This window comes from Mycobacterium paraffinicum (assembly GCF_001907675.1).
Taxonomy (GTDB): domain Bacteria; phylum Actinomycetota; class Actinomycetes; order Mycobacteriales; family Mycobacteriaceae; genus Mycobacterium; species Mycobacterium paraffinicum_A.
Map to the genome: position 1 here is coordinate 335,951 of NZ_MPNT01000001.1, position 22,423 is coordinate 358,373.

Annotated in this window: 20 protein-coding genes; 7 read left to right on the top strand and 13 right to left on the bottom strand. The window is 63.4% G+C overall.

Annotation, left to right across the window (positions count from 1 at the left end):
• Positions 1-24: 24 nt before the first annotated feature.
• The 4 genes from BRW65_RS01575 to BRW65_RS01590 form a co-directional block, all read right to left on the bottom strand.
• Positions 25-882, bottom strand: coding sequence for a mycofactocin-coupled SDR family oxidoreductase (locus BRW65_RS01575; protein WP_073870433.1), 858 nt, complete (start codon positions 880-882; stop codon positions 25-27).
• Positions 883-937: 55 nt separating this feature from the next.
• The gene (locus BRW65_RS01580; RefSeq protein ID WP_073870436.1) at positions 938-2,428 is read right to left on the bottom strand and encodes an aldehyde dehydrogenase family protein; all 1,491 of its coding nucleotides are present in this window, start codon (positions 2,426-2,428) and stop codon (positions 938-940) included.
• Between the two features lie 167 nt (positions 2,429-2,595).
• A complete protein-coding gene (locus tag BRW65_RS01585) occupies positions 2,596-3,837 on the bottom strand; it encodes a CoA transferase (protein WP_073870439.1) in 1,242 nt (413 codons plus the stop codon).
• On the bottom strand, positions 3,813-5,048 hold the full coding sequence (locus BRW65_RS01590) for a CaiB/BaiF CoA transferase family protein (RefSeq protein WP_073870442.1): 1,236 nt from the start codon (positions 5,046-5,048) through the stop codon (positions 3,813-3,815). Before BRW65_RS01590 ends, BRW65_RS01585 begins: the two co-directional genes overlap by 25 nt.
• 208 nt (positions 5,049-5,256) lie before the next feature.
• Between BRW65_RS01590 and BRW65_RS01595 the strand changes: the two genes are divergently transcribed.
• The 5 genes from BRW65_RS01595 (at position 5,257) to BRW65_RS01615 (ending at position 10,295) form a co-directional block, all read left to right on the top strand.
• Entirely contained in the window at positions 5,257-5,667 is a 411-nt protein-coding gene (locus BRW65_RS01595; protein ID WP_244167954.1) for a Zn-ribbon domain-containing OB-fold protein, read from the top strand.
• The gene (locus tag BRW65_RS01600) at positions 5,667-6,842 is read left to right on the top strand and encodes a thiolase family protein (RefSeq protein ID WP_073870448.1); all 1,176 of its coding nucleotides are present in this window, start codon (positions 5,667-5,669) and stop codon (positions 6,840-6,842) included. The genes BRW65_RS01595 and BRW65_RS01600 overlap by 1 nt, the downstream gene beginning before the upstream one ends.
• A gap of 35 nt (positions 6,843-6,877) precedes the next feature.
• Entirely contained in the window at positions 6,878-8,092 is a 1,215-nt protein-coding gene (locus BRW65_RS01605; protein ID WP_073870451.1) for a cytochrome P450, read from the top strand.
• A 119-nt stretch (positions 8,093-8,211) separates the two neighbouring features.
• Positions 8,212-8,742 (top strand): nuclear transport factor 2 family protein, encoded by a 531-nt coding sequence (locus tag BRW65_RS01610; RefSeq protein ID WP_167373977.1) that lies wholly within the window; start codon positions 8,212-8,214, stop codon positions 8,740-8,742.
• 23 nt (positions 8,743-8,765) lie between these two features.
• Complete coding sequence (locus tag BRW65_RS01615) at positions 8,766-10,295, top strand: class I adenylate-forming enzyme family protein (protein WP_073870457.1); 1,530 nt, start codon at positions 8,766-8,768, stop codon at positions 10,293-10,295.
• Positions 10,296-10,325: 30 nt separating this feature from the next.
• Here the strand turns inward: BRW65_RS01615 and BRW65_RS01620 are convergent, their stop codons facing one another.
• The 3 genes from BRW65_RS01620 to BRW65_RS31125 form a co-directional block, all read right to left on the bottom strand.
• The gene (locus BRW65_RS01620) at positions 10,326-11,513 is read right to left on the bottom strand and encodes an amidohydrolase family protein (RefSeq protein WP_073870460.1); all 1,188 of its coding nucleotides are present in this window, start codon (positions 11,511-11,513) and stop codon (positions 10,326-10,328) included.
• 528 nt (positions 11,514-12,041) lie between these two features.
• Positions 12,042-13,265, bottom strand: coding sequence for an acyl-CoA dehydrogenase family protein (locus tag BRW65_RS01630; RefSeq protein WP_073870466.1), 1,224 nt, complete (start codon positions 13,263-13,265; stop codon positions 12,042-12,044).
• A 76-nt stretch (positions 13,266-13,341) separates the two neighbouring features.
• On the bottom strand, positions 13,342-13,608 hold the full coding sequence (locus BRW65_RS31125; RefSeq protein WP_139272813.1) for a hypothetical protein: 267 nt from the start codon (positions 13,606-13,608) through the stop codon (positions 13,342-13,344).
• 100 nt (positions 13,609-13,708) lie between these two features.
• On the opposite strand from BRW65_RS31125, the gene BRW65_RS01635 reads away from it, so the two are divergent.
• Complete coding sequence (locus BRW65_RS01635; protein ID WP_073870468.1) at positions 13,709-14,116, top strand: nuclear transport factor 2 family protein; 408 nt, start codon at positions 13,709-13,711, stop codon at positions 14,114-14,116.
• Between the two features lie 144 nt (positions 14,117-14,260).
• Positions 14,261-15,049, top strand: coding sequence for an SDR family NAD(P)-dependent oxidoreductase (locus BRW65_RS01640; protein WP_073870471.1), 789 nt, complete (start codon positions 14,261-14,263; stop codon positions 15,047-15,049).
• A 25-nt stretch (positions 15,050-15,074) separates the two neighbouring features.
• On the opposite strand, the gene BRW65_RS01645 is transcribed toward BRW65_RS01640, so the two are convergent.
• The 6 genes from BRW65_RS01645 to BRW65_RS01670 form a co-directional block, all read right to left on the bottom strand.
• The gene (locus BRW65_RS01645; protein ID WP_073870474.1) at positions 15,075-15,833 is read right to left on the bottom strand and encodes an SDR family NAD(P)-dependent oxidoreductase; all 759 of its coding nucleotides are present in this window, start codon (positions 15,831-15,833) and stop codon (positions 15,075-15,077) included.
• Between the two features lie 781 nt (positions 15,834-16,614).
• Entirely contained in the window at positions 16,615-18,174 is a 1,560-nt protein-coding gene (locus BRW65_RS01650) for a long-chain-fatty-acid--CoA ligase (protein WP_073870477.1), read from the bottom strand.
• On the bottom strand, positions 18,167-18,619 hold the full coding sequence (locus BRW65_RS01655; protein WP_073870480.1) for a MaoC/PaaZ C-terminal domain-containing protein: 453 nt from the start codon (positions 18,617-18,619) through the stop codon (positions 18,167-18,169). The genes BRW65_RS01650 and BRW65_RS01655 overlap by 8 nt, the downstream gene beginning before the upstream one ends.
• A 4-nt stretch (positions 18,620-18,623) precedes the next feature.
• Positions 18,624-20,057 carry an NAD-dependent succinate-semialdehyde dehydrogenase gene (locus BRW65_RS01660; RefSeq protein ID WP_244167955.1) on the bottom strand — a complete coding sequence of 478 codons (1,434 nt, stop codon included), beginning with the start codon at positions 20,055-20,057 and terminating at the stop codon, positions 18,624-18,626.
• Positions 20,054-21,286: an acyl-CoA dehydrogenase family protein gene (locus BRW65_RS01665; protein ID WP_073870486.1), complete on the bottom strand. Its 1,233-nt coding sequence runs from the start codon at positions 21,284-21,286 to the stop codon at positions 20,054-20,056. The genes BRW65_RS01660 and BRW65_RS01665 overlap by 4 nt, the downstream gene beginning before the upstream one ends.
• Entirely contained in the window at positions 21,283-22,422 is a 1,140-nt protein-coding gene (locus tag BRW65_RS01670) for an acyl-CoA dehydrogenase family protein (RefSeq protein WP_073870489.1), read from the bottom strand. Before BRW65_RS01670 ends, BRW65_RS01665 begins: the two co-directional genes overlap by 4 nt.
• Position 22,423: the final 1 nt, after the last annotated feature.

The window sequence follows — 22,423 nt, forward strand, 5'->3', positions numbered from 1 at the left end:
GCCTTCGACCTGAGCGTGTTTGAACTACAACCCCAGCTTCATGCCGGCCCCGCCATCCACGAAGATCTGTTGACCCGTCACATAACGCGATTCGTCGGAGGCCAGATAGACCACGAGGTGTGAAACGTCTTCCGGCTCCACGTAAGGGATGGGCATCGCCTGCATCAGCGGAAACACCAGCTCGGCATCTTCACGCGTGGGTTCCGGTAGGTCGGGCCGGAAGGTCCGGTACATGGGCATGTTGTGCATCATGTCGGTGTTCACGTTGGTCGGATGGATCGTGTTGACCCGGATCTGCTTCGGCCCCAAGCTGAGCGCTAAGCCCTTGGTATATTCGCGCAGCATTTTCTTCGCGAGTGCGTAGCCGGCGCCCCCCAAGCCCTGCAGCCCCGCGCCGCTGGCCATATCTTTCATGTCCAACAGTCCTGCGATCGACCCGGTGACAATCACCGATGCGCCGGAATCCAGATGCGCCAGACTGAGGTGGATGGTATTGATCACGCCGACGAAGTCGACATCGAATGCGTCAGTGAAGCCAGCGGCAGGAACATCGGGACCGAGCGGACAGATGCCGGCGTTCGCCACGACCACGTGTAGGCCGCCCAGCTCTGCCACTGCATCGCCGACCGCCTTCTTGAGCGCCGTACGATCCCGGACATCGACAACCGCAGAGACGACACGGCGGCCTGCCTTCTCGACCAACTTCGCCGTTTCGTCGAGATCCGACCGCGTCGCCAACGGGTAGCCGTTCGTTTCGATATCACCGCAGATGTCGAGGGCGACGATGTCGGCCCCCTCGTCGGCGAGATGGACGGCGTGGCTGCGGCCTTGACCACGCGCAGCACCTGTGATGAGGGCTACCTTGCCGGTCAAACGTTGCATTTAAATCCTCCTGATCGGGCTGACACGCGGATGTCTGGACTATGCCGATGCGGCGCTACGCCATGAAGGTCGTCTTCGTCTCGAGGTACTCCAAGATTCCGTCGCGCCCGTTCTCGCGCCCCAGCCCCGACTGCTTCATACCGCCAAAAGGTGCGTTTGCAGGCAACGTCCACGTATTGACACCCACATTGCCGGCCCGCAGCGCCTTGCTCACTCGAAGCGCGCGGCCCATGTCACCGGTGTAGACCGCCGCACCCAAGCCGTATTGCGTGTCGTTTGCGAGGCGGATGGCCTGCGCTTCATCCTCGAAGGGAATGACGCACACCACGGGGCCGAAGATCTCATCTTGCGCAACCGGCATTGAATTATCTACGTCCACCAAAACCGTTGGTGCGACGAAGTTTCCGTGCTCCGGCGTATCCGCCACCCGGCCCCCTCCCGAGACCACCGTCGCGCCGTCATTGACTGCCCGCGTGATGTGTCCAAGCACTCGGTCCATGTGAGCTCGGCTGATCATGGGGGCGCCCGAGACTGCCGGATTGAACGGATCCCCGAACGATGCCCCCGAAGCAAACCCGACAAGATACTCGAGCACCTGGTCGTAGACCGATCGATCGACAAGGACGCGGGACTGGGTGACGCACACTTGGCCGGACAACCCAAGGAACGCGTTGCCTGCGGTGAGGGCGACCGCCATGCCAAGGTCGGCGTCGGGGAATATCAACCCGGGGCTCTTGCCGCCCAGCTCCAGCGAGACGCGACCGATTCGCGCACCGACGCTAGACGCTATTGCGGAACCGACAGCGCGACTACCGGTGAACGAGACTTTGTCCACCCGTTGATCTTCGACCAGCGCCGCCCCCACCGGGTCGCCGTGACCGGTGATCACGTTGAGCACTCCGGGCGGCAGGTCGGCCTGCGCAACCAACTCGGCAAGTCTCAAGCTCGTGAGCGGAGCCAGCTCGGATGGCTTGGCGATGATTGTGCATCCCGCGGCCAGCGCCGGAGCGACCTTCTGGGCAAAGAGACTCATCGGAGCGTTCCACGGCGTGATTATCCCTACGACACCGACGGGCTCGTGACTCGTGAACACGAACGGCTGCCCGGAGTCCCAGGCGGGGAATGTCTCACCGGTGATCTTGTCGATCCAGCCCGCGTGGATGTCGAAGAGGTCCGCGGGATACTCGGCGCCCATCTGATAGAAGCCGACGAACGAAACGGGGGTCGCGTTATCAAGTGACAGAAGGGCGTTCAGATTTGCCGTGTCAGCTCGGATGAGTTCGGCGATCTTACGCAAGTACCGTGCCCGCTCCCGTCCGGGAAGGCGCGGCCATGGGCCCTCGTCGAACGCTTTTCGCGCCGCGCTCACAGCGGCATCGACGGTTGACCGATCAGCAGCGGGTGTCTGGAACACCGTTTCGCCGGTCGCGGGATGCTGATGTGCGATCGGGTCCGCAACACCCTCGACCCAGTTGCCGCCGACGAACATCCGCGGCGGGGGAAGCGTCGTGGCCGCCAGGTGGTGCAGCACGGAGATCGAGGTCATAAATCGCTATATTAATGCATCTAATAGGTTTTTTACCCGGAAGGTTCCGTTTATCTGACCGCAATTGGAGTGCGTTGCCGAGCCCTTCGACGCGTCCTTGCACCCGAGAAGGCAAGCCATGCCTCGATTGCGAAACAGCGCATGGACAAGCGGTTGTCGACCTAGTGCTATCCGGATAGCTCGTCGAGCAGGGCGTTGTGTTCACCCAGGTGCGGTGCTCGGCGTAGCGGGGATGCCGGCGTCTCGCTGAAGATGTATGGGGCGCCCGGGTATCGGAATGCGGATTGTGTTTCTGGATAGGCGATCTCAATCTGGCAACCGCGCTCGATGTTGTGCGGATCTTCAAAGGCCTCATCGGGCGAAAGGATCACACCGGCCGGAAAGCCGCGCTGCTGGCTTTCGATGAAGAACTGCTTGGCCGGCATGCGGGATGCTATCAACGTGACCGCGTCGCGCGCGGCCGCCATCGTTGCTGTCGTCTCATCGTCGACGCCGATCTTGGCGAGGTCCAGCGGCGCGTCCCGATCGGCCGCCATCTGCAGGAAGATCGCCTCGGGCAGTTGCTCGACGAGATCGAGCTCCGTCAGCCAGGCGTAAAGGTCAGCGAAATCCTCTGGCTTGCGTGGCAGCACGCCGGTGGTAGCGAATACTCCATCCGCACAACGGATCTGGACAGGAGAACTCTTGTAGATGGACGCATGTCGTCCGGTCTGTCGAAGACAAGTCTGCTCCCCGATCAGCCAATGTTGGGTGGTATGTTCCGAGCTGACATTGCATGCCGCATTGACGTTGACATCGACCAGCTGGCCTTCTCCGGTCTGATCGCGATGAGCGATTGCGACCAGAGCACCGATCACGCTGTAGAGCCCGGCGAGGTTTACCGACTGGTCCCCCGCCCCGCGAATCGGCGGGATCGAGTGGTCGTCGTAGCCACAACTCCATACCGGCCCCCCACCCGAGAGAACCGTCAGGTCGGTGACAGGTTGGTCCGATCGAGAGCTGTGAAGTCCGAAAGCTGTCACCGCAACCCATACCAGCTCCGGATGCTCAGCGATCGCGCGGGTATACCCGATCGCGCCATCGACAAGGTCGCGGTCCCCCGCGATCACGATGTCGGCGGTGCGCACCAATGCCCACAGAGAGTCCACAGCCGCCGGGTCGGCCAAGTCCAATGAGACGGCCCGCTTGCCTACGTTGCCCGCCCACCACCGAAGGCTGCTGTTCGGCCCGGGGACATCACGCGCAAACGGCGGGCGTTGGCGCTGTGGCGAGCCCGACAATGGCTCCACGACGATGACGTCGGCGCCGAGTTCGGCCAGCATTCGACCGCCGACGGCCGTGAACTGATCACTGACCTCGATGACGCGGAGCCCGTTTAGTGCGCTCAGATCACACCCAACCTTGTCCATTCGGCGAGTTCTTCGGCGCTGTGTCCAAGGAGGCCGCCGAAGATCTCTCGATTGTGCTCGCCGAGGCACGGCGCCCCCGCCGACATCGTCCACGGCGAGGCCGACATCCTCAGGGGCAAACCTTCGACTCGGACTTCACCGATCTCCTTATGGGTGACGGCCGGAAACATGCCCCATGCCTTCATCTCCGGGTCTTCGTCGATGCGCTCCCGAGGACGCTTGACGACGCTGGCGGGGACCCCGGCACCGACAAGGTCCCGTGCCAGCGAGTCGGCATCGCGAGTTCGGCTGCGATCACCGATCAACCGATCGATCTCGGACACCGCGGCGAGCCGCTGTTGTAGCGTCGAAAATTCCCTCGCAGCCAAGCCTGGTTCATCGAGCACTTTTCCCAATCGCCGGAATTCGGCGTCGTCGCGGCACGCGATGGCGATCCAGCGATCCTCCCCAGAGCACGGATATATGCCGTGTGGGGCCATCTCGTCGAAGTCGGCGCGGTTGCCACCCGGCCGATTGGGCATGCGCCCGGCACGACCGTTCACTGTCCAATCGAGGACCTCCGTGGGCAACATCGCAATGCCTGCCGGCACGCTTGACAGATCGACACATTGTCCCGATCCGGTTCGCTCCCGATGGTGTAGGGCGGCGAGGACGGCGACGGTCATGTAGTAGGCGGCGACGTGATCCATGTACGAGTAGCCCCAGCCGGCGGGTTCCTCGTCCGGCAAGCCTGAGCTGAACGTCAAACCACTCATGGCTTGAACGATGGGACCCCACGTCTTGAAACGCTTGTAGGGTCCGTGTTGGCCAAATCCGCTGTTGGACACATAGATGATTTCCGGATTGACCCTTCTCATCTCCTCGTAGCCGAAGCCAAGGCGGGCAAGCACGCCGGATGAAAAGTTTTCCGTCACCACGTCGCTGACACCGATGAGCTCACGGAGCAGGTACTTGCCCGCCTCGGTCCGAAGGTTGATCGTCACACCCTGCTTGCCGACGTTGTGGTTGTTGAATGCACCGCCCATGTTGATCCCGCGTCGGTCGTCGACGAAGGGGCCGGCCCCGCGCAGGATGTCCCACAAGCCATGTGTGAGAGGGTCTTCGACCCGAATCACCTGCGCCCCGAATGCCGCCAGGATTTTCGTCGCGCCCGCGCCGGCGAGCTGTCCACTCAGATCACATACGCGCACATGCGACAAGCCGGCACTCATCCGTTAGAAGATACACCACATTGTTACGCCTACAGCCCGCCGCCGATCAGCGGTCCATGTCGGCCATAGGGGCCGATATCGGTATATCTATTATATGAATGCGTAAACTAGGATTCGTGCGCATGTGCTCGACTCCCATCAGGCGTGAGGAGCAAGCGAATGGGTGACTCCGGTATATCCGGCACGTACCGGTTGAGGTCGATGCTCGGTGGCTGATACGGGTATGCGGATCCTGCCCGGGCTCGACGAGCTGAATCATCAGTTCTGGACCTCGGGTGCCGAGGGTGTGCTGCGGCTGCAGAAGTGTTTGTCGTGCGAGCGTTTGATCCATCCTCCGACACTCCGCTGCCCCCACGACCACGGGGAGACGGAGTTCGTTGCGGTGAGCGGACGCGGCCGCGTCGAATCCTGGACCGTGAATATTCATCCGTGGATTCCGGGCCTGACGCCCCCCTACATCGTCGCTCTGGTGACACCGATCGAGGACCACCGCGTTCGCATCATCACCAACCTGATCAATGTCGATCCCGCCGACATCACCACGTCGATGCCGGTCCGTGTCGTGTTCGAGCCGGGAGACGGCGAGATCTTCATCCCCGTTTTCGAGCCGGAGCGCTGATGTCCGACCCCATCTCTGATCGCGTCGTCATAAGCGGCATCGGACAATCGAAGATCGGTAGGCGGCTGGGGTGCAAGCCCTTGCAGCTCACCGCCGACGCCTGCATCGCCGCGGTGGCGGACGCGGGCCTGACCCTGGCGGATATCGACGGATTGACGACCTATCCCGGTCCCTCGCAAGCCGGACTGGGCTTTTCGGGCGGGTCGTTGAGGGACATCCACGATGCGCTTGGGATCAAGCCCAATTGGGTCGCCGGCGGGGTCGAGTCCCCAGGTCAACTCGGTGCGGTGGTCGCCGCCATGCTTGCCGTCGCTGGTGGGCTGGCTAACCACGTGCTGTGTTGGCGCAGCATCTGGGAAGGCACGGCGCAGGGAAGCGGACGGCGCAAAGGCTATGGCGCGGAGGGCGGCCGGCCGACCGGCCTGATGTCATGGCAGCTGCCGTTCGGCGCCACTGCGGCCAATATGGCCGGGCTCCAACTGCGAGCACGGATGGAACGCTTCGGCCTCACGCGTGAGCAACTAGGTTCCATCGCAATCACCCAGCGCGCGCACGCGAAGCTCAACCCCTCGGCGATCTACACCGACCCGATGAGTCTCGACGACTATCTGGGTGCACGGATGGTTTCCGAACCGCTCTGCATGTACGACTGTGACGTTCCCTGCGACGGAGCGACCGCGTTCGTAATCTCACGGGCCGAACATGCCGACGCCCTCGATCACCCCGCCGTCGCGGTGGAAGCCCTTGACTGCGCCCATCACGATCGGCATACCTGGGAGGCCGGAGAAGACATCACCCGGATCAGCTCACGGTGGTCCACGATCTGGGACCGCACCGATTTTGGTGTCACCGACGTCGACGTCGCCTCGCTGTACGACGGATTCGCCGTCTTCGTCCTGTGCTGGCTCGAGGATTTCGGCTTTTGCGACGTCGGCGAATCCGGCGAGTGGATCAGCGACCCCGCACGCATCTCGCTGGGAGGCGAGCTGCCCATCAACACCGGCGGTGGTCAGTTGTCTGGCGGGCGCCTGCATGGTTTCGGCCATCTGCACGAGGCCTGTCTGCAAATTCGGGGCCATGCCGGCGATCGCCAGGTCGATGGTGCCGCGCTTGCGGCGGTCGGCGTCGGTGCCGCCAACAGCGGTACGACGGCAATGCTGTTGCGGCGGTGGTGAATCACCAAAGCTCGGTCAAGCCGATAAGGAGCACGATGGTCAACGTAGACGCGATCGAATTGTTTGACGCCGACGCCATACAGAATCCCTATCCGCTTTACGAGCGCATGCGAGCAGCTGCCCCTGTGCACCGGATTGGCGACTCGGGCTTCTACGCGGCGTGCACCTGGGCTGCGGTCCACGAGGCCGTCGCTCGAACGGAAGACTTCTCCTCCAACCTGGTCGCAACAATGCGATACACCCGGGAGGGTGATGTTGTGCCCTTCCAGATGGCACCGCTCGGGGCGCCGACGCACGTGCTCGCGACCGCCGACGATCCCGCGCATGCCGCACACCGTAAACAGATCGTTCCGCAACTGGCAGCCAAGAGGATTCACTCGATCGAGAGATTTGCCCGCGACACGGCCGACGACATCTGGGCCACGAACCTGGTCGCAGGCCGCATCGAATGGATGAGCGCAGTGGCCAACAAACTGCCGATGATGGTTGTTGCCCGGCTCATCGGAGTCCCCAGCGACGACGTAGGGCGACTCGAGCGATGGGGTTCCGCCGGAACGCAGCTGCTCGAGGGGTTGCTCTCAGAAGACGAGCTCAATGCTGCGGGTATTACCGCTCTGGAGATGATGGCGTATCTGGACGAGAACCTCACGCTGGCCGCCGCTGACCCTCAGGACAACCTGCTCGGCGATCTGGCGACAGCCTGCGCGTCGGATGAGCTCGATCGACTCACCGCCCAGGTCATCATGGGCACGCTGTTCAGCGCCGGCGGAGAATCCACGTCGTCGTTGCTGGGCAGCGCCGCTCACGTCTTGGCCGCGCACAGCGCCGCCCAAGAACAGCTCAGAGCGTCTCCCGAACTGCTCGGGGCGTTCATCGAGGAGGCCCTGCGGTATGAACCCCCTTTCCGGGGACACTATCGACACGTCATGCACGACACCACTCTGCAGGGAGTGGATATTCCCGCGGGGTCGAATCTGCTGCTGCTCTGGGGTTCGGCCAATCGTGATCCGCTCCAATACGAGGATCCCGACACGTTCCGGCTCGATCGGCCAAGAAACAAGAATCACATGACATTTGGAAAAGGTGCACACCTGTGCGTCGGTGCCGCGTTGGCGCGCCTGGAGGCGCAGATCGTCTTCGACATGCTGCTGAAGCGCACCAGTTGGATCGAGATTGATGCCGTGGGCAACTGGTTGCCCAGCCTGCTGGTCCGGCGCCTCGAGCGGCTGGAACTCGACGTCGCCTGCTAGCCGTCCTGGCCGTGCACGGCCCGCCCACCCGCATCTACCGATAGGAGGCCACGATTGACCTATCATCACGGCTTGGCGCGTGAGCGGTATCGGCGCTTCGCAACACGAAGGGGTCAATGATGACCGACACAGCACTCTGGGCGGATAAGCTCGCGATCCGCGAGGTGATCGAGCGCTACATGCGCTACAACGACAACGGCGACTTCGATGCGATCGCTGAGCTGTTCGACACCGACGCGACATTCCAGGTGTTCGGGAAGGTGATCGTAGGCCGAGATGCCATCCACGCGTTCTTCTCCAGGATCTTCCAAACCACGCTCACGCCTTGGCCGAAAGAAGGGAGCCTGTTTCTCGAGCCCCGATCGGTGCACATCAGCTCCAATCCGATCATCGAAGTCGACGGTGATCGCGCAACGGCGGAGACGGACTTCCAAGTGATCGGGCGCGACGCCAACGGGCACGCCGACGTGACCCTCGTCGGGCGGTACCGCGACAGGTTCCGGCGTGCCAGCAGCGACGCCCCCTGGTTGATCGCGTGTCGCACCGGTGTATCGGTGGCCCGGCCGGGCGAAGAAGGTGGAGACTCCGAATGGCGCGGCGCCATCGAACGGATGTCCGACGCCACCCGCAGTCGGCTCCGCCGCAGTTGACACGGACACTGGAAGGACGAGGCATGTCCGACGGCACCACCGACAACGCACTCACCGTTCCGGCATGGTTGCGGGATCTGTCGTCACGTCACGGCCCGAACCCGGCGATCTGTGCCGAAGACAGCTCCCTAACCTATGCCGAACTCGACAGCGCATCGCGCGCGCTCGCACGTGGCCTGCTCGCACGAGGAGTCGGCAAGGGAACCCGCGTCGGACTGTTGTTCGGCAACGGCACGGATTGGGTGACCTGGTGGGCGGCCGTCACCAGGATTGGCGCGCTGTGCATTCCGTTGAGCACCTTCCTGCGCCCGGCTGAGCTTGCGCGCGTGGTGAGACATTCGGACCTGCATCTGCTTGTCGCTCAGAAGTCTTTTCTGAACCGCGATTTCGCGCAGGTCATCGGCGATGCGTTTCCTGACCTGACCTCGATGAGTCCGGAGTTGGCTCTCGCGGAAGCGCCCTTCCTGCGGTCGGTTGTTCTCGACGAGCCGGGGCGGCAGTGGGCGCGCGACATGGCCTGGGTCGTCGACGCCGGGCGTGACGCCCCCTGGGAGCGGATCCTCGACAACGCCGAGAGCGAAGTTCACCCCGACGACGAGGCATTGTGCATCTATACCTCCGGGCAGAGCGCGGAACCCAAAGGGGCGGTATTCAGCCAACGCGCGATCCTGACGAAAGCCGGCTACTTCGCAGCGATGTTCGGCTTCACCACGGCGACCGAGACCAACGTGACTTTGCCGTTCTTCTGGGTTGGCGGACTGGTTATGTCGCTCTTCCCCACCATGGCCGCCGGCGGCGTCACCCGGTGCACGCAACGGTCCACGTGGGGTTCGAACACGGCGATCATCGGCAAGCCGCCGCCGGGATCCGTCAAGCCGGCGTTGCCCCCCGGGATCAAGTCGGTGCCGTCGCTGGGAATGACCGAAACATTTGGGATGTACGCCTGGGGCACCGAGTTTCCCTCTGAGCCGTATCCGATCGCCGCGCCGCTCGACGAATTCCAGCCCGGCTTTGTGGTCCGCCTGGTTGACGAACACGGTGCCGACGTGGCCGACGGCGTTCCCGGCGAGATTCTGGTGAGAGGTCCGACGCTCGCCACCCGATTGAACAAGGTCCTGCGAACGCAGGTATTCGACGAGGCTGGGTTTTACCGCACCGGCGATCTGGTGGTTCGCCACGAAGGACGGATGAGATTCGTCGGTCGGATGGGCGACATGATCAAGACTTCTGGCGCCAACGTATCGCCGCCCGAGGTCGAACGTGAACTCGAAGCGCTCGAGGGCATCGAGGCCGCCCATGTCGTCGGGCTTGCGGACGACCGTCGGGGTCAGCTCGTCGCGGCTGCGGTGGTGCGCGCGGACGGCGCGACGATCACTGATGGTGAGATAAACCAACTTCTGCGCGAACGACTTTCACCGTACAAGGTTCCGAAGGTGATCGTCTTCCTGAGCTCCCGCGACGAAGTACCACTGACCGCCTCGACCAAAGTGAGCAAGCGTGACCTCGCTGAACTGATCAAAGATCGTTGGGCGTCGACCCCCGACGACGGCTGACGATGCCGTCGCTCGCTACGCAGAAACCCGCTAAGGACAGCCTTCTGGAACGCGGGGGAAGTTGAGCATACGACGGGCGTTTTCCTCGACGATCATTGAGCATTCGTCATCCGGGACCTCGGCGAGGATCTCGGCGGCCCGCTTCCGCGAGTTCGGCCAGTTCGAGTCGCTGTGCGGATAGTCGATCTCCAGGGTGATGCGGTCAACTCCGATGCTGTGCCGGTTTCTCAGGCCGTGCTCATCATCGATGAAGCAGCCCCAGAAGTGCTTTTTGAATAGGTCCGATGGGCGCGTGTCGAAGTCGATGTCCTGATAGTAGCGGTGCCGCTGCCAGACAAAGTCGGTACGCTCGAGAACATATGGCACCCAACCGATTCCACCTTCGGATAGGCAGATTTGCAGCTCGGGGAATTGTTGCAGCTTGCCGGACAGCAGGAAATCGACGGTGGTCCACTGCAAATTGCTGGCGAACAACGCAATGGCCACCGCAAAGGGAGCATCGGGCTTCCGCAGGTCGTCTCCATCCACCGGTTTGAGCGAGGAGAACGAGAATCCGGGTACGTATCCCCCCGAGCCGAAATGCAACGAGACGGGCATTTTGGCCTCGGAGCAGACGCGCCATAGCCGGTCCCAGTGGTCGGAGTGGAAGGAGGGCAGGCCAAGCGGAACGGGGCTGTCGGGAAACGAAACGGTGCGGGCCCCTTTGGCCGCCACTCGTTCGGCTTCTTCGACGGTGGCCTGGGCGTCCCAGACCGGCAGAATGGCAAGCGGAATGTAGCGGTCGGGCGCGGTGGCGCACCACTCGTCGATGTAGAAATCGTTCCACGCTTTCACACAGAGCAGCGCCAGATCTCGGTCCGCCGCCCGGTGGAAGGTTCCGCCGCCAAATCCCGGGAACGATGGGAAGCACAGGGCCGCCTGTACGCCGTCGACGTCCATATCGGCCAAGCGAGCGATCGGGTCATAGCAGCCTGGGATCATGTCCTCGTACCGGACTGGGTCCATGCCCCAGTCCTCGGGCGGTTTGCCTGCGACCGCGTTCAACCCGATCGTGGGGTACAGCTGACCGTCGTAACTCCAGAGATGCTTCCCATCCACCTCGACAATCCGGGGCCCGGCGTCGCGCCACTTCGTCGGTAGCCGGTCCTGCCAGACCCGCGGGTGCTCGACGAGGTGATCGTCGACCGACACGATCTGGTGGTGATCCTGGAGAGGCATTTCGCTCCTGTCGTCAACGGCTCGTTCAACTCGACTATATAGTTTAAAGAATAAGAGGAACGGCGAACAACGAGCGAAGGGCTTCGGATGAAGAGCAATGGTCCACCCGCTGACGGCCCCGAGCGGACGAGGGTCGACGAAGACGATCATGATCTGTTGACCTTCGGCGAAGCCGGCGAACGGCTGCGTCGAGAGATCGCGGCATTGGAACATGAGTTGACCCGACTTGGAAGTGACACGGCCGCGATGGAAAGGGCCCAGCGCCGATTGGCGACTCTTCGATCGGCGCAAGCACGCAACAGTTCACAACCGATCAACGACAGCAACTTCGAAAAGTTCTTCGGGTATTCGAGCACCCCGAAGCGGAGGTAGCGGACCAGGCGCGTACGGAGATTCGGGATTGAGGCGTGTCTTCATCGTCGCCCTTCACTGATGTCCTCACGCGAAAGCCCGTCGACGGCCACCGGGGCGGTCAAGTCCGCCGTGGGTCACGATCGATGCTGACCGACCATCCCGGTCACTTCGCGCTCACCGCTTTCGCGCGTCCGCCTGTACCTGGCGGAAAGGCTTGCCCTTCTCGACGTTCAACTCGCGGGGTAACCCGAGCACTCGTTCGGCGATCCCGTTGCGCTGCATCTCATTTGTTCCGCCGGAGATCGAATGGATTCGGCAATTCAGGTAGTTCAACGACGCCGCCGAGCCGGCATCCCCCGATTCGAAGGCGATAGCGCTTGCACCGGCGATTTCCATGCCGATTCTGGCCCGGAGTGGGTCGTAGATGCCCTTGGCCAGCTTGACGTACGAGGCGAGGTTGCCCGCACCCGCGCCCGCACGCATGATCTTCTCGACGCGAATCGTCAGCGCCGCACGTACCACGTCGTACACGTGTCCGGTCGCGATCAGCTGCCGTACCTGGCTGTCGCCGAGATTGCCGCGAACTCTGGCCAATTCGACCAGATCAGGTGCAAGTAATTCGGGGAGTTCGGTGCGATCGCCACGAAGCGCGCCGCGCTCGAAGACGAGCATCGTGTGGGTGAAAGACCAGCCCTTGTCGACCTCGCCCAAGACCTCATCGGCGTCGAGCGTGACGTCGTCCATGAATACCTCGCAGAACTCCCATCCACCGTTGATCTCCCGGATGGGCCGGACCTCGACGCCCCGCGCCTTGAGCGGCATCGCGAACCAGGTCAGACCGTCGTGCTTAGGCACGTCCCAATTGGTGCGAGTGATGCATACGCCGAAGTCGGCGTGAGTCGCCCCGCTGCTCCAGATCTTGGCGCCGGTGATCGTCCAATGATCGCCGTCCCGGGTGGCCTTGGTGCGTATCCCGGCTAGATCGGATCCGGCCCCCGGTTCGGAAAGCAGCTGGCACCACAACTCCTGTCCGGCAAGGATCCGGGGAATGTGGCGCCGTTTGAACGACTCCGTACACGTCGCCAGAATGGAGGGCAAAACAATGCCAAACGTGACCAGCGTCAGCACCCCGAGATCGGGTAGTACGTAATCGCGGGCCTCCTCCGCGAAGACCGCCGCATGCGCCGCAGACAGACCCTGGCCGCCGTATTCGGTAGGTACGTCGATGCCGGCCCAGCCGGCATCGAAGAGGCGGTTTTGAAGTTCCCGAAAGGCCGCGACCGCCTCCTCGCTCTCACGGCCGCGCTCCCCGGCGGTATGCCGTTGCGCTCGTTCGAGATTGGATTCAATCCACTGCCGGGCGGCCGAGCGGTAGTCGTCGAGGTCGATTTCCGTCATTTTCGATCTCCGTTCTTCGCCCAGGCGCTCACCGCTACCGCGACGCCGCACACCCCGACAATCGTGGACACGACCATCACTTGAGAAACTCCCGCCACCGTATTCGTCTGGACTCGCAATGCGAACCTGTCCGGCTTGGCCACCGTGCCAAATCTCCGGTCGGCAGACTCGTCGCGCCGTTGGTGAGGTTACGCACGGCGGGCACCAGGTAGGCATCCTGGACGAAGCAGGCGGTCGGATCGCTCAGCAAGGCTCCATCGGACGTCGAATCGGCTTCGACCCGAAGATCCTCCTTTACAGCATTGTCCATCGTGCAAACGTAGCGCAGCCGTTTGCTTTCCACTTATAGAGTATAATTATTACTCTATATTCGGTGTCGGTGCCGTCGTCGCCTCGATCGATCAGCCAACCTACGACGTGCCGTGACTGGATTGAGGGATGCAATGTTTTCCACCGACGACAGACTCGCGATCCACGAGTTGATCTCGCTGTACGGGCATATCATCGATGACCGGAAGTACAGCAGAACGCACGAACTGTTTACCGAGGACGCTGTGTACGACGTCTCCGATTTCGGCGCCGGGGTTCACATCGGGTGGCAGCGGATCGCCCAGTTCTGGCGAGACGCAGAGGCGGGGCACCCACTCGCTCATCACTCGACGAATGTGATCGTCACCCAGGATGAGGCCGGAACAGTTCGGGCGTTGTCGAAGGGAATTGGCATCCGGGCCGATGCCGCCACTACCACGACTATCTATCGGGATATCGCCGTGCGAACCCCGGCAGGCTGGCGCCTTTCCGAACGAGTGGCCGTGCGACGATCCGCTGACCGCATTCCGCCGCACAGCTGATGTCCCCGAGGCGACCAGTTCGGAGCTCAGGTGAGGACCCGAGAGGGTGTTCGGTCAATCCGATAACTAAGACGCACTGATTGCTGGCATTTCGGGAAGACGTCGAACGGCGCGCAACGGCGATGGTGACTGAAAGGCACACCCATGGCACTCGAGCAGTTCAACCTTGAGGGACAAGTAGCAATCGTCACTGGCGCGGGACGCGGTGTGGGCAAGGGAATCGCCGGCGTACTCGCGGAGGCCGGTGCGTCTGTGGTGGCCACCGCGCGTACCTCCTCGGAGGTCGATCAAACCGTCCGGGAGATCGAACGGTCAGGTGGAAAAGGCATTGCCCTGACCGCTGATGCACTCGTGCGTGCCGACAGTGAACGCGTGGTCGACACCGCGGTAGCGCGATTCGGTCGGATTGACATCCTGGTCAACAATGTGGGCGGTGCGGCCTTTGCTCCGTTCTTGAACCTCACCGACGAGCAGCTACGGGTAACGTTCGACCGTTGTGTCACTTCGGCGTTCATGATGAGTCAGCTCGCCGTGCCACACATGTTGGAGGTTGGCCGAGGGTCGATCGTCAACATCTCCTCGGGTGTCGGGCGGTTCGGTGTGCGCGGATTCGTGTCCTACTGCGTGGCCAAGGCGGGGCTGGAATCATTGACGCGGGCGATGGCGCAGGAATTGGCACCCAAGGTCCGCGTCAACGCCATCTCGCTCGGCACGTTCATGACGCCCGGGCTTCGGTCCGGCATGGCGGCGCTGCGCGGCTGGGAGGACAGGCTCAACGAGTTGACCCCCCTTCGCCGCATTGGTGACGTGGCGGATGTGGGACGGTTGACCGTGTACCTGTGTACTCGCGATTGCTACGCCACCAGCGCGACTTTTCAGTTGGACGGAGGAATCGAGAAGTCGAACTTCCCGACATCACTTCCGGACCTGTAGGGCAGGCACCGGCGCGCGTCCCCGCTCATTTGGGTGCGAACCGCTGTCCCGCGTCCAGGCGTAAGCACTGACCGTTGAGCATCGGGTTGTCCACGATCGCCGCCACCAATTTGGCATATTCTTCGGGCCGGCCCATACGTTTCGGGAAGGCAGCGTCCTTCACCAGCGGCGCCGCCATCTCCTCGGTGATCACGCTCGTGATCCCTGTCAGAAACAGGCTGGGGGCGATGGCCAGTACCCGCACACCGAGGGACCCAAGGTCTCGCGCCATGGTCAGGCACATGCCCGCGATACCGGCCTTCGCCGCGGTGTAGGCGATCTGGCCAATCTGACCTTCGAACGCAGCGATCGATGCCGTGTTGATGATGACCCCGCGCTCCTCGTCTTCCGGGTCGTTCTTGGCCATGTGGGAGGCCGCGAGCCGACTGATGTTGAACGTCGCCACGAGATTGAGGTCAATCACGGACTGGAAGGATTCGAGGTCGTGCGGTCCCGATTTGGTCAGGGTTCGCTTGATGATGCCGCCGCCCGCCGTGGTCACGACGATATGCACGCCGCTCAGACCGTCGACTGCATCTTGGAGCGCCTGTTCGGTACCGACGAAATCGACGACGTCGACCGGGTAGAACGAACCCCCCAGGGCATCGGCGACGGCGGCACCGTCGGAACTCTCTCGATCGAGCACCGCAACGTCTGCTCCCTTCGCTGCGAGCAGTTCGGCAGAGGCGCGTCCCATTCCCGACGCACCGCCGATAACGACGGCCTTCTTACCGCTGATCTCCATACCAACCTCCCAACTTATGCTTATTAAAAAACCCGTCCGATCCGTGAATATACGACCAGCGCCCGAGTCGTCGATTGCCGACTCCTCGCCGTCCTCCGCCACCGGCGTCGCACAGCGACGTCGAGGTCGCACTGGAACGCCACGGGTGACGGGAGCCGCTTCGGTGCTCACTCGCTCGCCGCGGGCCAGTTGAACGTCCGGCATCACCGCGACGTCGCCCGGCGACCTCCATCGCGCCGCCGGAAAGATATGTCACCAAGCACCAACAGAATCGACTCGTGAAATCGTCTTCCAGTCGTGCGCCCAGACCGGCACAGGTCGGCCGGCGCCAGCCGGATCGGAAACGGATAGCACCAATCCGACATCATGGTGATCAACCAACGGTCGGTACCCGGCTGGACTTATCTGCGAAATGCGGGATGGGTCCGCCCCCTGCACCCATGACCGCAGGCAAATTTTTCCCCTTGATAGATAAATAGCCGGATGTGGCCCGTTTCCGCTGCGGCGACCGCAGCCCTCGCCGACCACCGGAAGTCGTCGACATTTCCGTGCCGCAACCCGTGGATCGAGATCGGGAGCCACGACTTTCCCGACTTGGACCGGGAGGGCCGTACCGACGCAAGGGTCCGCGAGAGCCGACCCCCTCACCATCCGCAAAATCATGCGCGACAACCTCAAAGGCTTCCTCGACGGCACGGCCGCCGGCTCGGTGTGAGATTCGGGGATAGCACGCCCTGTGATCGCCTCCGCGCCACGGCTTGCGCAATTCCGGTGCCGCCAGTTAGGAGACACTGCGCTTACGGCCGTGCCAATACGGTTCGCGCAAAACGCGTTTCAATATCTTGCCGCTTGGGTTCCGGGGGATCTCGCTGATGACTTCTACGGCGCGCGGACGTTTGTACCCGGCGAGTTTGTCACGGCAGAAATCGATGAGCTCGTCAACCTCGACTTCGGACCCGGGCTTGAGAACCACGAACGCCAGCGGGCTTTCGCCCCACTTCTCGCTGGGCACACCGATGACCGCAGCCTCAGCGACCGACGGATGGGTTGTCAAGACATCCTCGATCTCACGCGGATATATGTTCTCGGCGCCCGAAACGATCATGTCTTTGATCCGGTCCTTGACGAACAGGTATCCCTCGGCGTCCATGCAGCCCGCATCACCGGTGTGCATCCAGCCCCCGGCAAGGGCTGCCGCGGTCGATTCTGGCAGTTGCCAGTAGCCACGCATCAGCTGCGGGCCCCGGCCCAGGATCTCACCCACCTGACCGGACGGTAATTCCTGCCCGTCCTCCCCCACTATTTTGACGTCGGAGCCCGGGCCCGGACGGCCGGTGGACTCCAGCAACTGCGGCTGCCCGGCCAGCGCGCGCCGGTGGTCTGCGGGTGAAAGGTAGGTGATACAGGGGCATTCCGTCATCCCGAAAGCCTGCACAAAGTCGCAGTGCCAGACGTCGAGCGCGCGCCGCAACGTCGCTTCACTGATCGGTGAGGCGCCGTACGACAGCAACCGAAATGACGCGAACGAACGCCGTTCGATCCCCTCGACGTCGAGGCAACTCTGGATCATCGCGGGCACCAGGAACGCCGTATCGATCTGTTCTTCATCGAGTGCACGAACCGTTTCGGCGGCGTCGAAATCCGCGTATAGGTAAACCGAGCCGCCGTGACCGATTGCGTGCATCGAATGGAACGTCCCGCCGACGTGGTAGAGCGGCGCCACCACCAGCAGACGGCGGTTGGGGTTGAACGGGAAGCAGATTCGCCACTGGTGAAGCAGGTTGCTCAGGCCGCTCTGGGTCAGGACCGCACCTTTGGGACGACCGGTCGTGCCGCTGGTGTAGATCTGCATGACCTCGTCGTGCCGCCGGGCCGTGGCCACCCGTTCGTCGATGGGGTCGGCGAGCCATCCGTCCCATGACACCCAATTGCTCTCGGCCGCTTGGCCTACCACGACGGCCCGCCGCAGGGCACGGATTCGCCCGCGGAGCTGGTCGATCTGCGCGGTGTAGTCAGGAGCCGCCAGCACGACAGCGGCCATGCAGTCGTCGAGGATGTATTCGAGTTCCGGTGTGGCGAGGCGGTAGTTCAGCGGCACGGGGACGACGCCGGCCTTGGATGCCGCGTAGTAGAGCAGCAGCATCTCGACGGAGTTGCGAGACAGGATCGCCACCCGCTGTCCGGGTTCCAGGTCGCGCGCCAGGGCACCCGCCATCCGGTCGACCATGCTCAGCGCCTGACCGTAGGTTTGGGCGCGGTGGTGCATGACGGCGAATTCGGCATCGGGCTGTAGCCGGGCCCAGTAATCGAAGGGGTCGTGCGCCCTGATGGCCTCAACCACCGGCGGGGTCCGGCCACTGGCCGGCGAGGGCGACGGTGGCTTCGCCGGGTGTGGTGCTTTTGCCGTCCTGGTCGACGACGTCCAATGTGAGGCGGACCAGCGCCCGGCCGGCCACGATCTCCTTGCCGGTGATTTCCCCGGTGCAGCGCAGTCGGTCGCCCTTCTGGTTCATCTGCCGGTACTTCGCCTTCAGCGAGAGGATCTCGCCGTCGGGCCCGATCCAGGCGCGCAGCATGTTGACCAGATATGCCAGCCGCAGGTTGCCCATGCCGAACGCGCCGGCGGCGTTGCCGGCGGCGCGCCCGGCTTCGTCATCCATGTGAATCGGGATGAATTCGTCGTTGACAGCGGCGTAGCGGTTCCATTCCTCGAAGTGCGTGCTGCGCACGAACGGCGGAATTTGCTCGCCGATGGCGAGGGCTTCGAAGTCGGGTAGGGCGGTCATGAGGTCACAGCGCGATGCCTAGGACTTTGGTGTCCAGATATTCGGTGATCCCGGCGCGCGCCCCCTCGCGGCCCAGCCCGCTCTCCTTGATGCCGCCGAATGGAACGGCCGCGGACGTCGGGTTGATGTCGTTGATGCCGATCATTCCGAATTCGAGCTTCTCGGCCACCCGGATCGCGCGGCTGATGTCGCGGGTGTAGATGTACCCGGCCAACCCGTAGGTCGTCGCATTCGCCATCGCGACCGCCTCCTCCTCGTCGTCGAACACCAGCACCGGCGCGATGGGACCGAACGTCTCCTCCGAGCAGATCAGCATCTGCGGTTTGACATCGGACAGGATGGTGGGCGCGAAGAACGCGCCGCCGTCGAATTCTGGTCCGCTCAAGCGTGATCCACCCACCACCAAGGTGGCGCCTTTGTCGACGGCATCGTCGACCTGCCGCTGCATCTTCTTCAGCGCGACATCGTCGATGAGCGGGCCAATCGTGGTGCCTTTGACCAATCCATCTCCGGGAACGAGCTTCTCCACCCGCGCACGCAAGGTGACGATGAATTCCTCAGCGATCGAGCGGTGCACGATGAACCGGTTCGGGCAGATGCAGGCCTGCCCGGTGTTGAGAAATTTCACCAGCGCCGCACCCTTGGCGGCATGCCCGGGGTCGGCGTCGGGAAACACCAAAAACGGTGCGTGCCCGCCCAATTCCATCGACACGCGTTTCATCGTGGATCCCGCGCGCGCGGCAATCATCTTGCCGACCTCCGTCGACCCGGTGAAGCTGATTTTGCGAACGCGCCGATCGGCAAGTATCTCGTCAGCGACCGGCTCGGGATCGGAACAGGTGACGAGGTTGACGACGCCGGCGGGCACCCCGGCGTCGGCGAAGACGCGGAACGTCTCTACCGCACACAACGGGGTCTGCTCTGCGGGCTTGAGCACCGACGTACAGCCCGCGGCGAGCGCCGGAGCGACCTTCCGGGTGATCATGGAGATCGGGTAGTTCCACGGCGTGATGGCCGCGCACACCCCCACCGGCTGCTGCAAAACCACGAATCGTTGATCGGCTCGCGCCGATGGAATCACTTCGCCGTACACACGTTTGGCCTCTTCGGCGAACCACAACACGAAATCCGCCGCGTACCCGACTTCGGTGCGCGCCATCCGTAACGGCTTGCCCTGCTCCTTGGTCATCAGCTCGGCAAGATCGTCTTGACGGTCCAGCATGATCCGATGCGCGGCGAGGAGGATGTCGGCACGCTCGTAAGCCGTGCTCGCCCGCCAGGCCGGCAACGCGTCCGCGGCAGCCGCTATCGCGCTGCGGGTATCAGCCCGACCACCGTCGGCCACCTCGGACAGCGCGGCTCCCGTCGCCGGATTGGTCGTGACAAATGTCTTGCCCGACTGCGCCGATCGCCATTCGCCGTTGATATACATGGTCATCCTTTTGGTGTGCTCTTCCGACGGTTGCTCAGCACTTCGGAAAAGGGAACGCTGGTGTCCAGTGCCGGCTCGCGCGGGAGGCCGAGCAGGCGCTCGGCCAAGAGGTTTCGTTGCATTTCGTTGCTGCCGCCGCCCAGGGCGGGCCCGCGACTGATCACCCAGTCTTCGCCCGCATTGCCGGCGATGGGCTCGTCGCCATCCCACACCACGCCGTCGCAACCATGCACGGCCAGCGCGATCTTGGACTCCCGCGGTGAGTTCATCCCCATGTGCAGTTTGACGATGGAACCCCACCCCGGCTCGAGCGCCCCGATCCTTATCCCGGTGGCGATGCGTTCATTGGCGAATCGCGCCACGCGCCGCTCGATGTAGGCGTCCGCGATCTTTTGGCGCAGGCCGGTGGTCGAGTGGCGCTGTTGGGCCGCCTTTACCAGCACTGCGGGGTCCGCCGTGCGCGCTCCGCCACCTCCCTCGGATCGCGCGGTCAGGCCGTAGCCGTGAGCGGCGCCGCCTGCGGCGAGGCGTTCGTGGGCGATCAGGACCTTGGCCACCTTCCAACCCTCGTTCACCGCACCGACGACGTGATCGCCCGGGATCCTGACATCGTCGAAGAACTCCTGGCAGAAGTCCGCCAGTACCCCGTTGGCGTGCCGGATGGGTTGGATGGTGACGCCGGGCGTGTTCTTGAGCGGAACACACACCATGGTCAGGCCCGAATGCTTGGGAACCGAGAAGTCGGTGCGTGCCAAGCACATTCCCCAGTCCGCAGCCGCGGCGGCTGTGCTCCACATCTTGGCTCCGTTGAGAATCCAGTCATCACCGTCGCGCTCGAGTCGGCTCAACGCAGCGGCCATGTCGGAACCACCACTCGGCTCGGAGAGCAACTGAATCCAGCGTTCTTCGCCGCGCAGGATCCTCGGGAGATGGCGCTCCTTGAGCACGTCGTCGGCGGTGTCGAGCAGCGTCACACCCAGGATTGCGATGGAGACGCTGAACAATGTCGGCACCCGGTACCCAAGCGCGGCTTCGTCATAGAACGCTTGTTGGTGCCGCAGCGTCAGGCCGGCGCCGCCGTAGGCCTTCGGCATGGCGATACCGGCGAAGCCGGCGTCGAACAACAGTGCCTGCAGTTCGTGTTCCGTCATCGACTGATCACCGCGCGGGGGGAGGTTGTTGGTGACCCACGCGCGAGCACGCACAGTGAACGCATCCACCGACTCAATCGTCATGGCACGGCCACCAAACCCAGTCCGTCGACCAGGGTGTCCTTGTGCAATTCCGGGGCCCCGTAGAGGGCCCGATCCAGGGCCACGCGGCGGGAGAAGATGTGGGCATCGTGCTCCCAAGTCACGCCGATACCGCCGTGGATCTGCACGCAGTCGTCGATGATATCCAGGCCGGCGTCCGGCACGTAGGCCTTCGCAACCCTGGCCAGCTCACCGGCCTCGGCGTCATCGCGGTCGAATGCCGCGGCGGCGGCGTCGGCGATTGCACGGGCAAATTCGAGCCGCTGCAGCATGTCGGCGAACCGGTGCTTGAGCGCCTGGTATGCGCCGATCGGTCGACCGAAGGCGAATCGATGTTTGGCGTATTCGACCGTTCTGTAGAAGATCTCCCCGGCCGCGCCATTGATCTGGGCGCATTGGAGAATCAACGCCAGCTGTGTCTGGCGCTCGACAGCTTTTGCGGCGCAGCCCGTTTCGCCTACCACACAGCTCGACGGTAGTCGGACGTTGTCGAGGGTAAGCGCACCGAATCGGCGCACCAGATCCACGCTGCGGCCGGCGGTCACCGTCACACCTGGGGCATCCATCGGCACCGCCACCTGGGTTGGCCCATCCACCGACTTTCCGGTCACCAACACCCAGTCGGCTGAGCCGAGCGCCTCGACGTAGCATTTGCGCCCGCTGACCACTACGGCGTCGGGGTCGAGCGCGACCGTGGTTTCTAGATCGTCGCAGCGCCACACGTCGCCGGCCTCGGCCAGTGCCCACGCGGAAACCGCCGAGCCGTCCAGCAACCCCGGCAGCAGGTTCGCGCGTTGTTCGGGCGTTCCGCTCTCGCTGATGGCGAACGCCGCGACCGACACCGGCAGAAACGGCCCGGGCCCCGCGATCCGGCCAATCTCTTCGGCGACGATGGCCGCGTCGCAGACCGGTTGACCGGACAGGCACCCGCCGCCGGCGCCTTCGTCGACCAACAGTGACGTCCAGCCCAGCCCGGCGGCACGTCGCCACCAATCGTGCTCGAAACCCCAGTCGGAGTGCCACATTTCGCGGATAGCGCTCAGGGGCACCGAGGATTCCAGAAACTGTCGCGCAGTTTGGCGAAACAGTTCCTGCTCCTCACTGAGATCCAGCCTCATT

Bases quoted from the DNA above. Each gene is read 5' to 3' on its own strand.
- BRW65_RS01575 (WP_073870433.1), bottom strand. From the start codon at position 882: ATGCAACGTTTGACCGGCAAGGTAGCCCTCATCACAGGTGCTGCGCGT.
- BRW65_RS01580 (WP_073870436.1), bottom strand. From the start codon at position 2,428: ATGACCTCGATCTCCGTGCTGCACCACCTGGCGGCCACGACGCTTCCC.
- BRW65_RS01585 (WP_073870439.1), bottom strand. From the start codon at position 3,837: ATGGACAAGGTTGGGTGTGATCTGAGCGCACTAAACGGGCTCCGCGTC.
- BRW65_RS01590 (WP_073870442.1), bottom strand. From the start codon at position 5,048: ATGAGTGCCGGCTTGTCGCATGTGCGCGTATGTGATCTGAGTGGACAG.
- BRW65_RS01600 (WP_073870448.1), top strand. From the start codon at position 5,667: ATGTCCGACCCCATCTCTGATCGCGTCGTCATAAGCGGCATCGGACAA.
- BRW65_RS01605 (WP_073870451.1), top strand. From the start codon at position 6,878: ATGGTCAACGTAGACGCGATCGAATTGTTTGACGCCGACGCCATACAG.
- BRW65_RS01610 (WP_167373977.1), top strand. From the start codon at position 8,212: ATGACCGACACAGCACTCTGGGCGGATAAGCTCGCGATCCGCGAGGTG.
- BRW65_RS01615 (WP_073870457.1), top strand. From the start codon at position 8,766: ATGTCCGACGGCACCACCGACAACGCACTCACCGTTCCGGCATGGTTG.
- BRW65_RS01620 (WP_073870460.1), bottom strand. From the start codon at position 11,513: ATGCCTCTCCAGGATCACCACCAGATCGTGTCGGTCGACGATCACCTC.
- BRW65_RS01630 (WP_073870466.1), bottom strand. From the start codon at position 13,265: ATGACGGAAATCGACCTCGACGACTACCGCTCGGCCGCCCGGCAGTGG.
- BRW65_RS01635 (WP_073870468.1), top strand. From the start codon at position 13,709: ATGTTTTCCACCGACGACAGACTCGCGATCCACGAGTTGATCTCGCTG.
- BRW65_RS01640 (WP_073870471.1), top strand. From the start codon at position 14,261: ATGGCACTCGAGCAGTTCAACCTTGAGGGACAAGTAGCAATCGTCACT.
- BRW65_RS01645 (WP_073870474.1), bottom strand. From the start codon at position 15,833: ATGGAGATCAGCGGTAAGAAGGCCGTCGTTATCGGCGGTGCGTCGGGA.
- BRW65_RS01655 (WP_073870480.1), bottom strand. From the start codon at position 18,619: ATGACCGCCCTACCCGACTTCGAAGCCCTCGCCATCGGCGAGCAAATT.
- BRW65_RS01660 (WP_244167955.1), bottom strand. From the start codon at position 20,057: ATGACCATGTATATCAACGGCGAATGGCGATCGGCGCAGTCGGGCAAG.
- BRW65_RS01665 (WP_073870486.1), bottom strand. From the start codon at position 21,286: ATGACGATTGAGTCGGTGGATGCGTTCACTGTGCGTGCTCGCGCGTGG.
- BRW65_RS01670 (WP_073870489.1), bottom strand. From the start codon at position 22,422: ATGAGGCTGGATCTCAGTGAGGAGCAGGAACTGTTTCGCCAAACTGCG.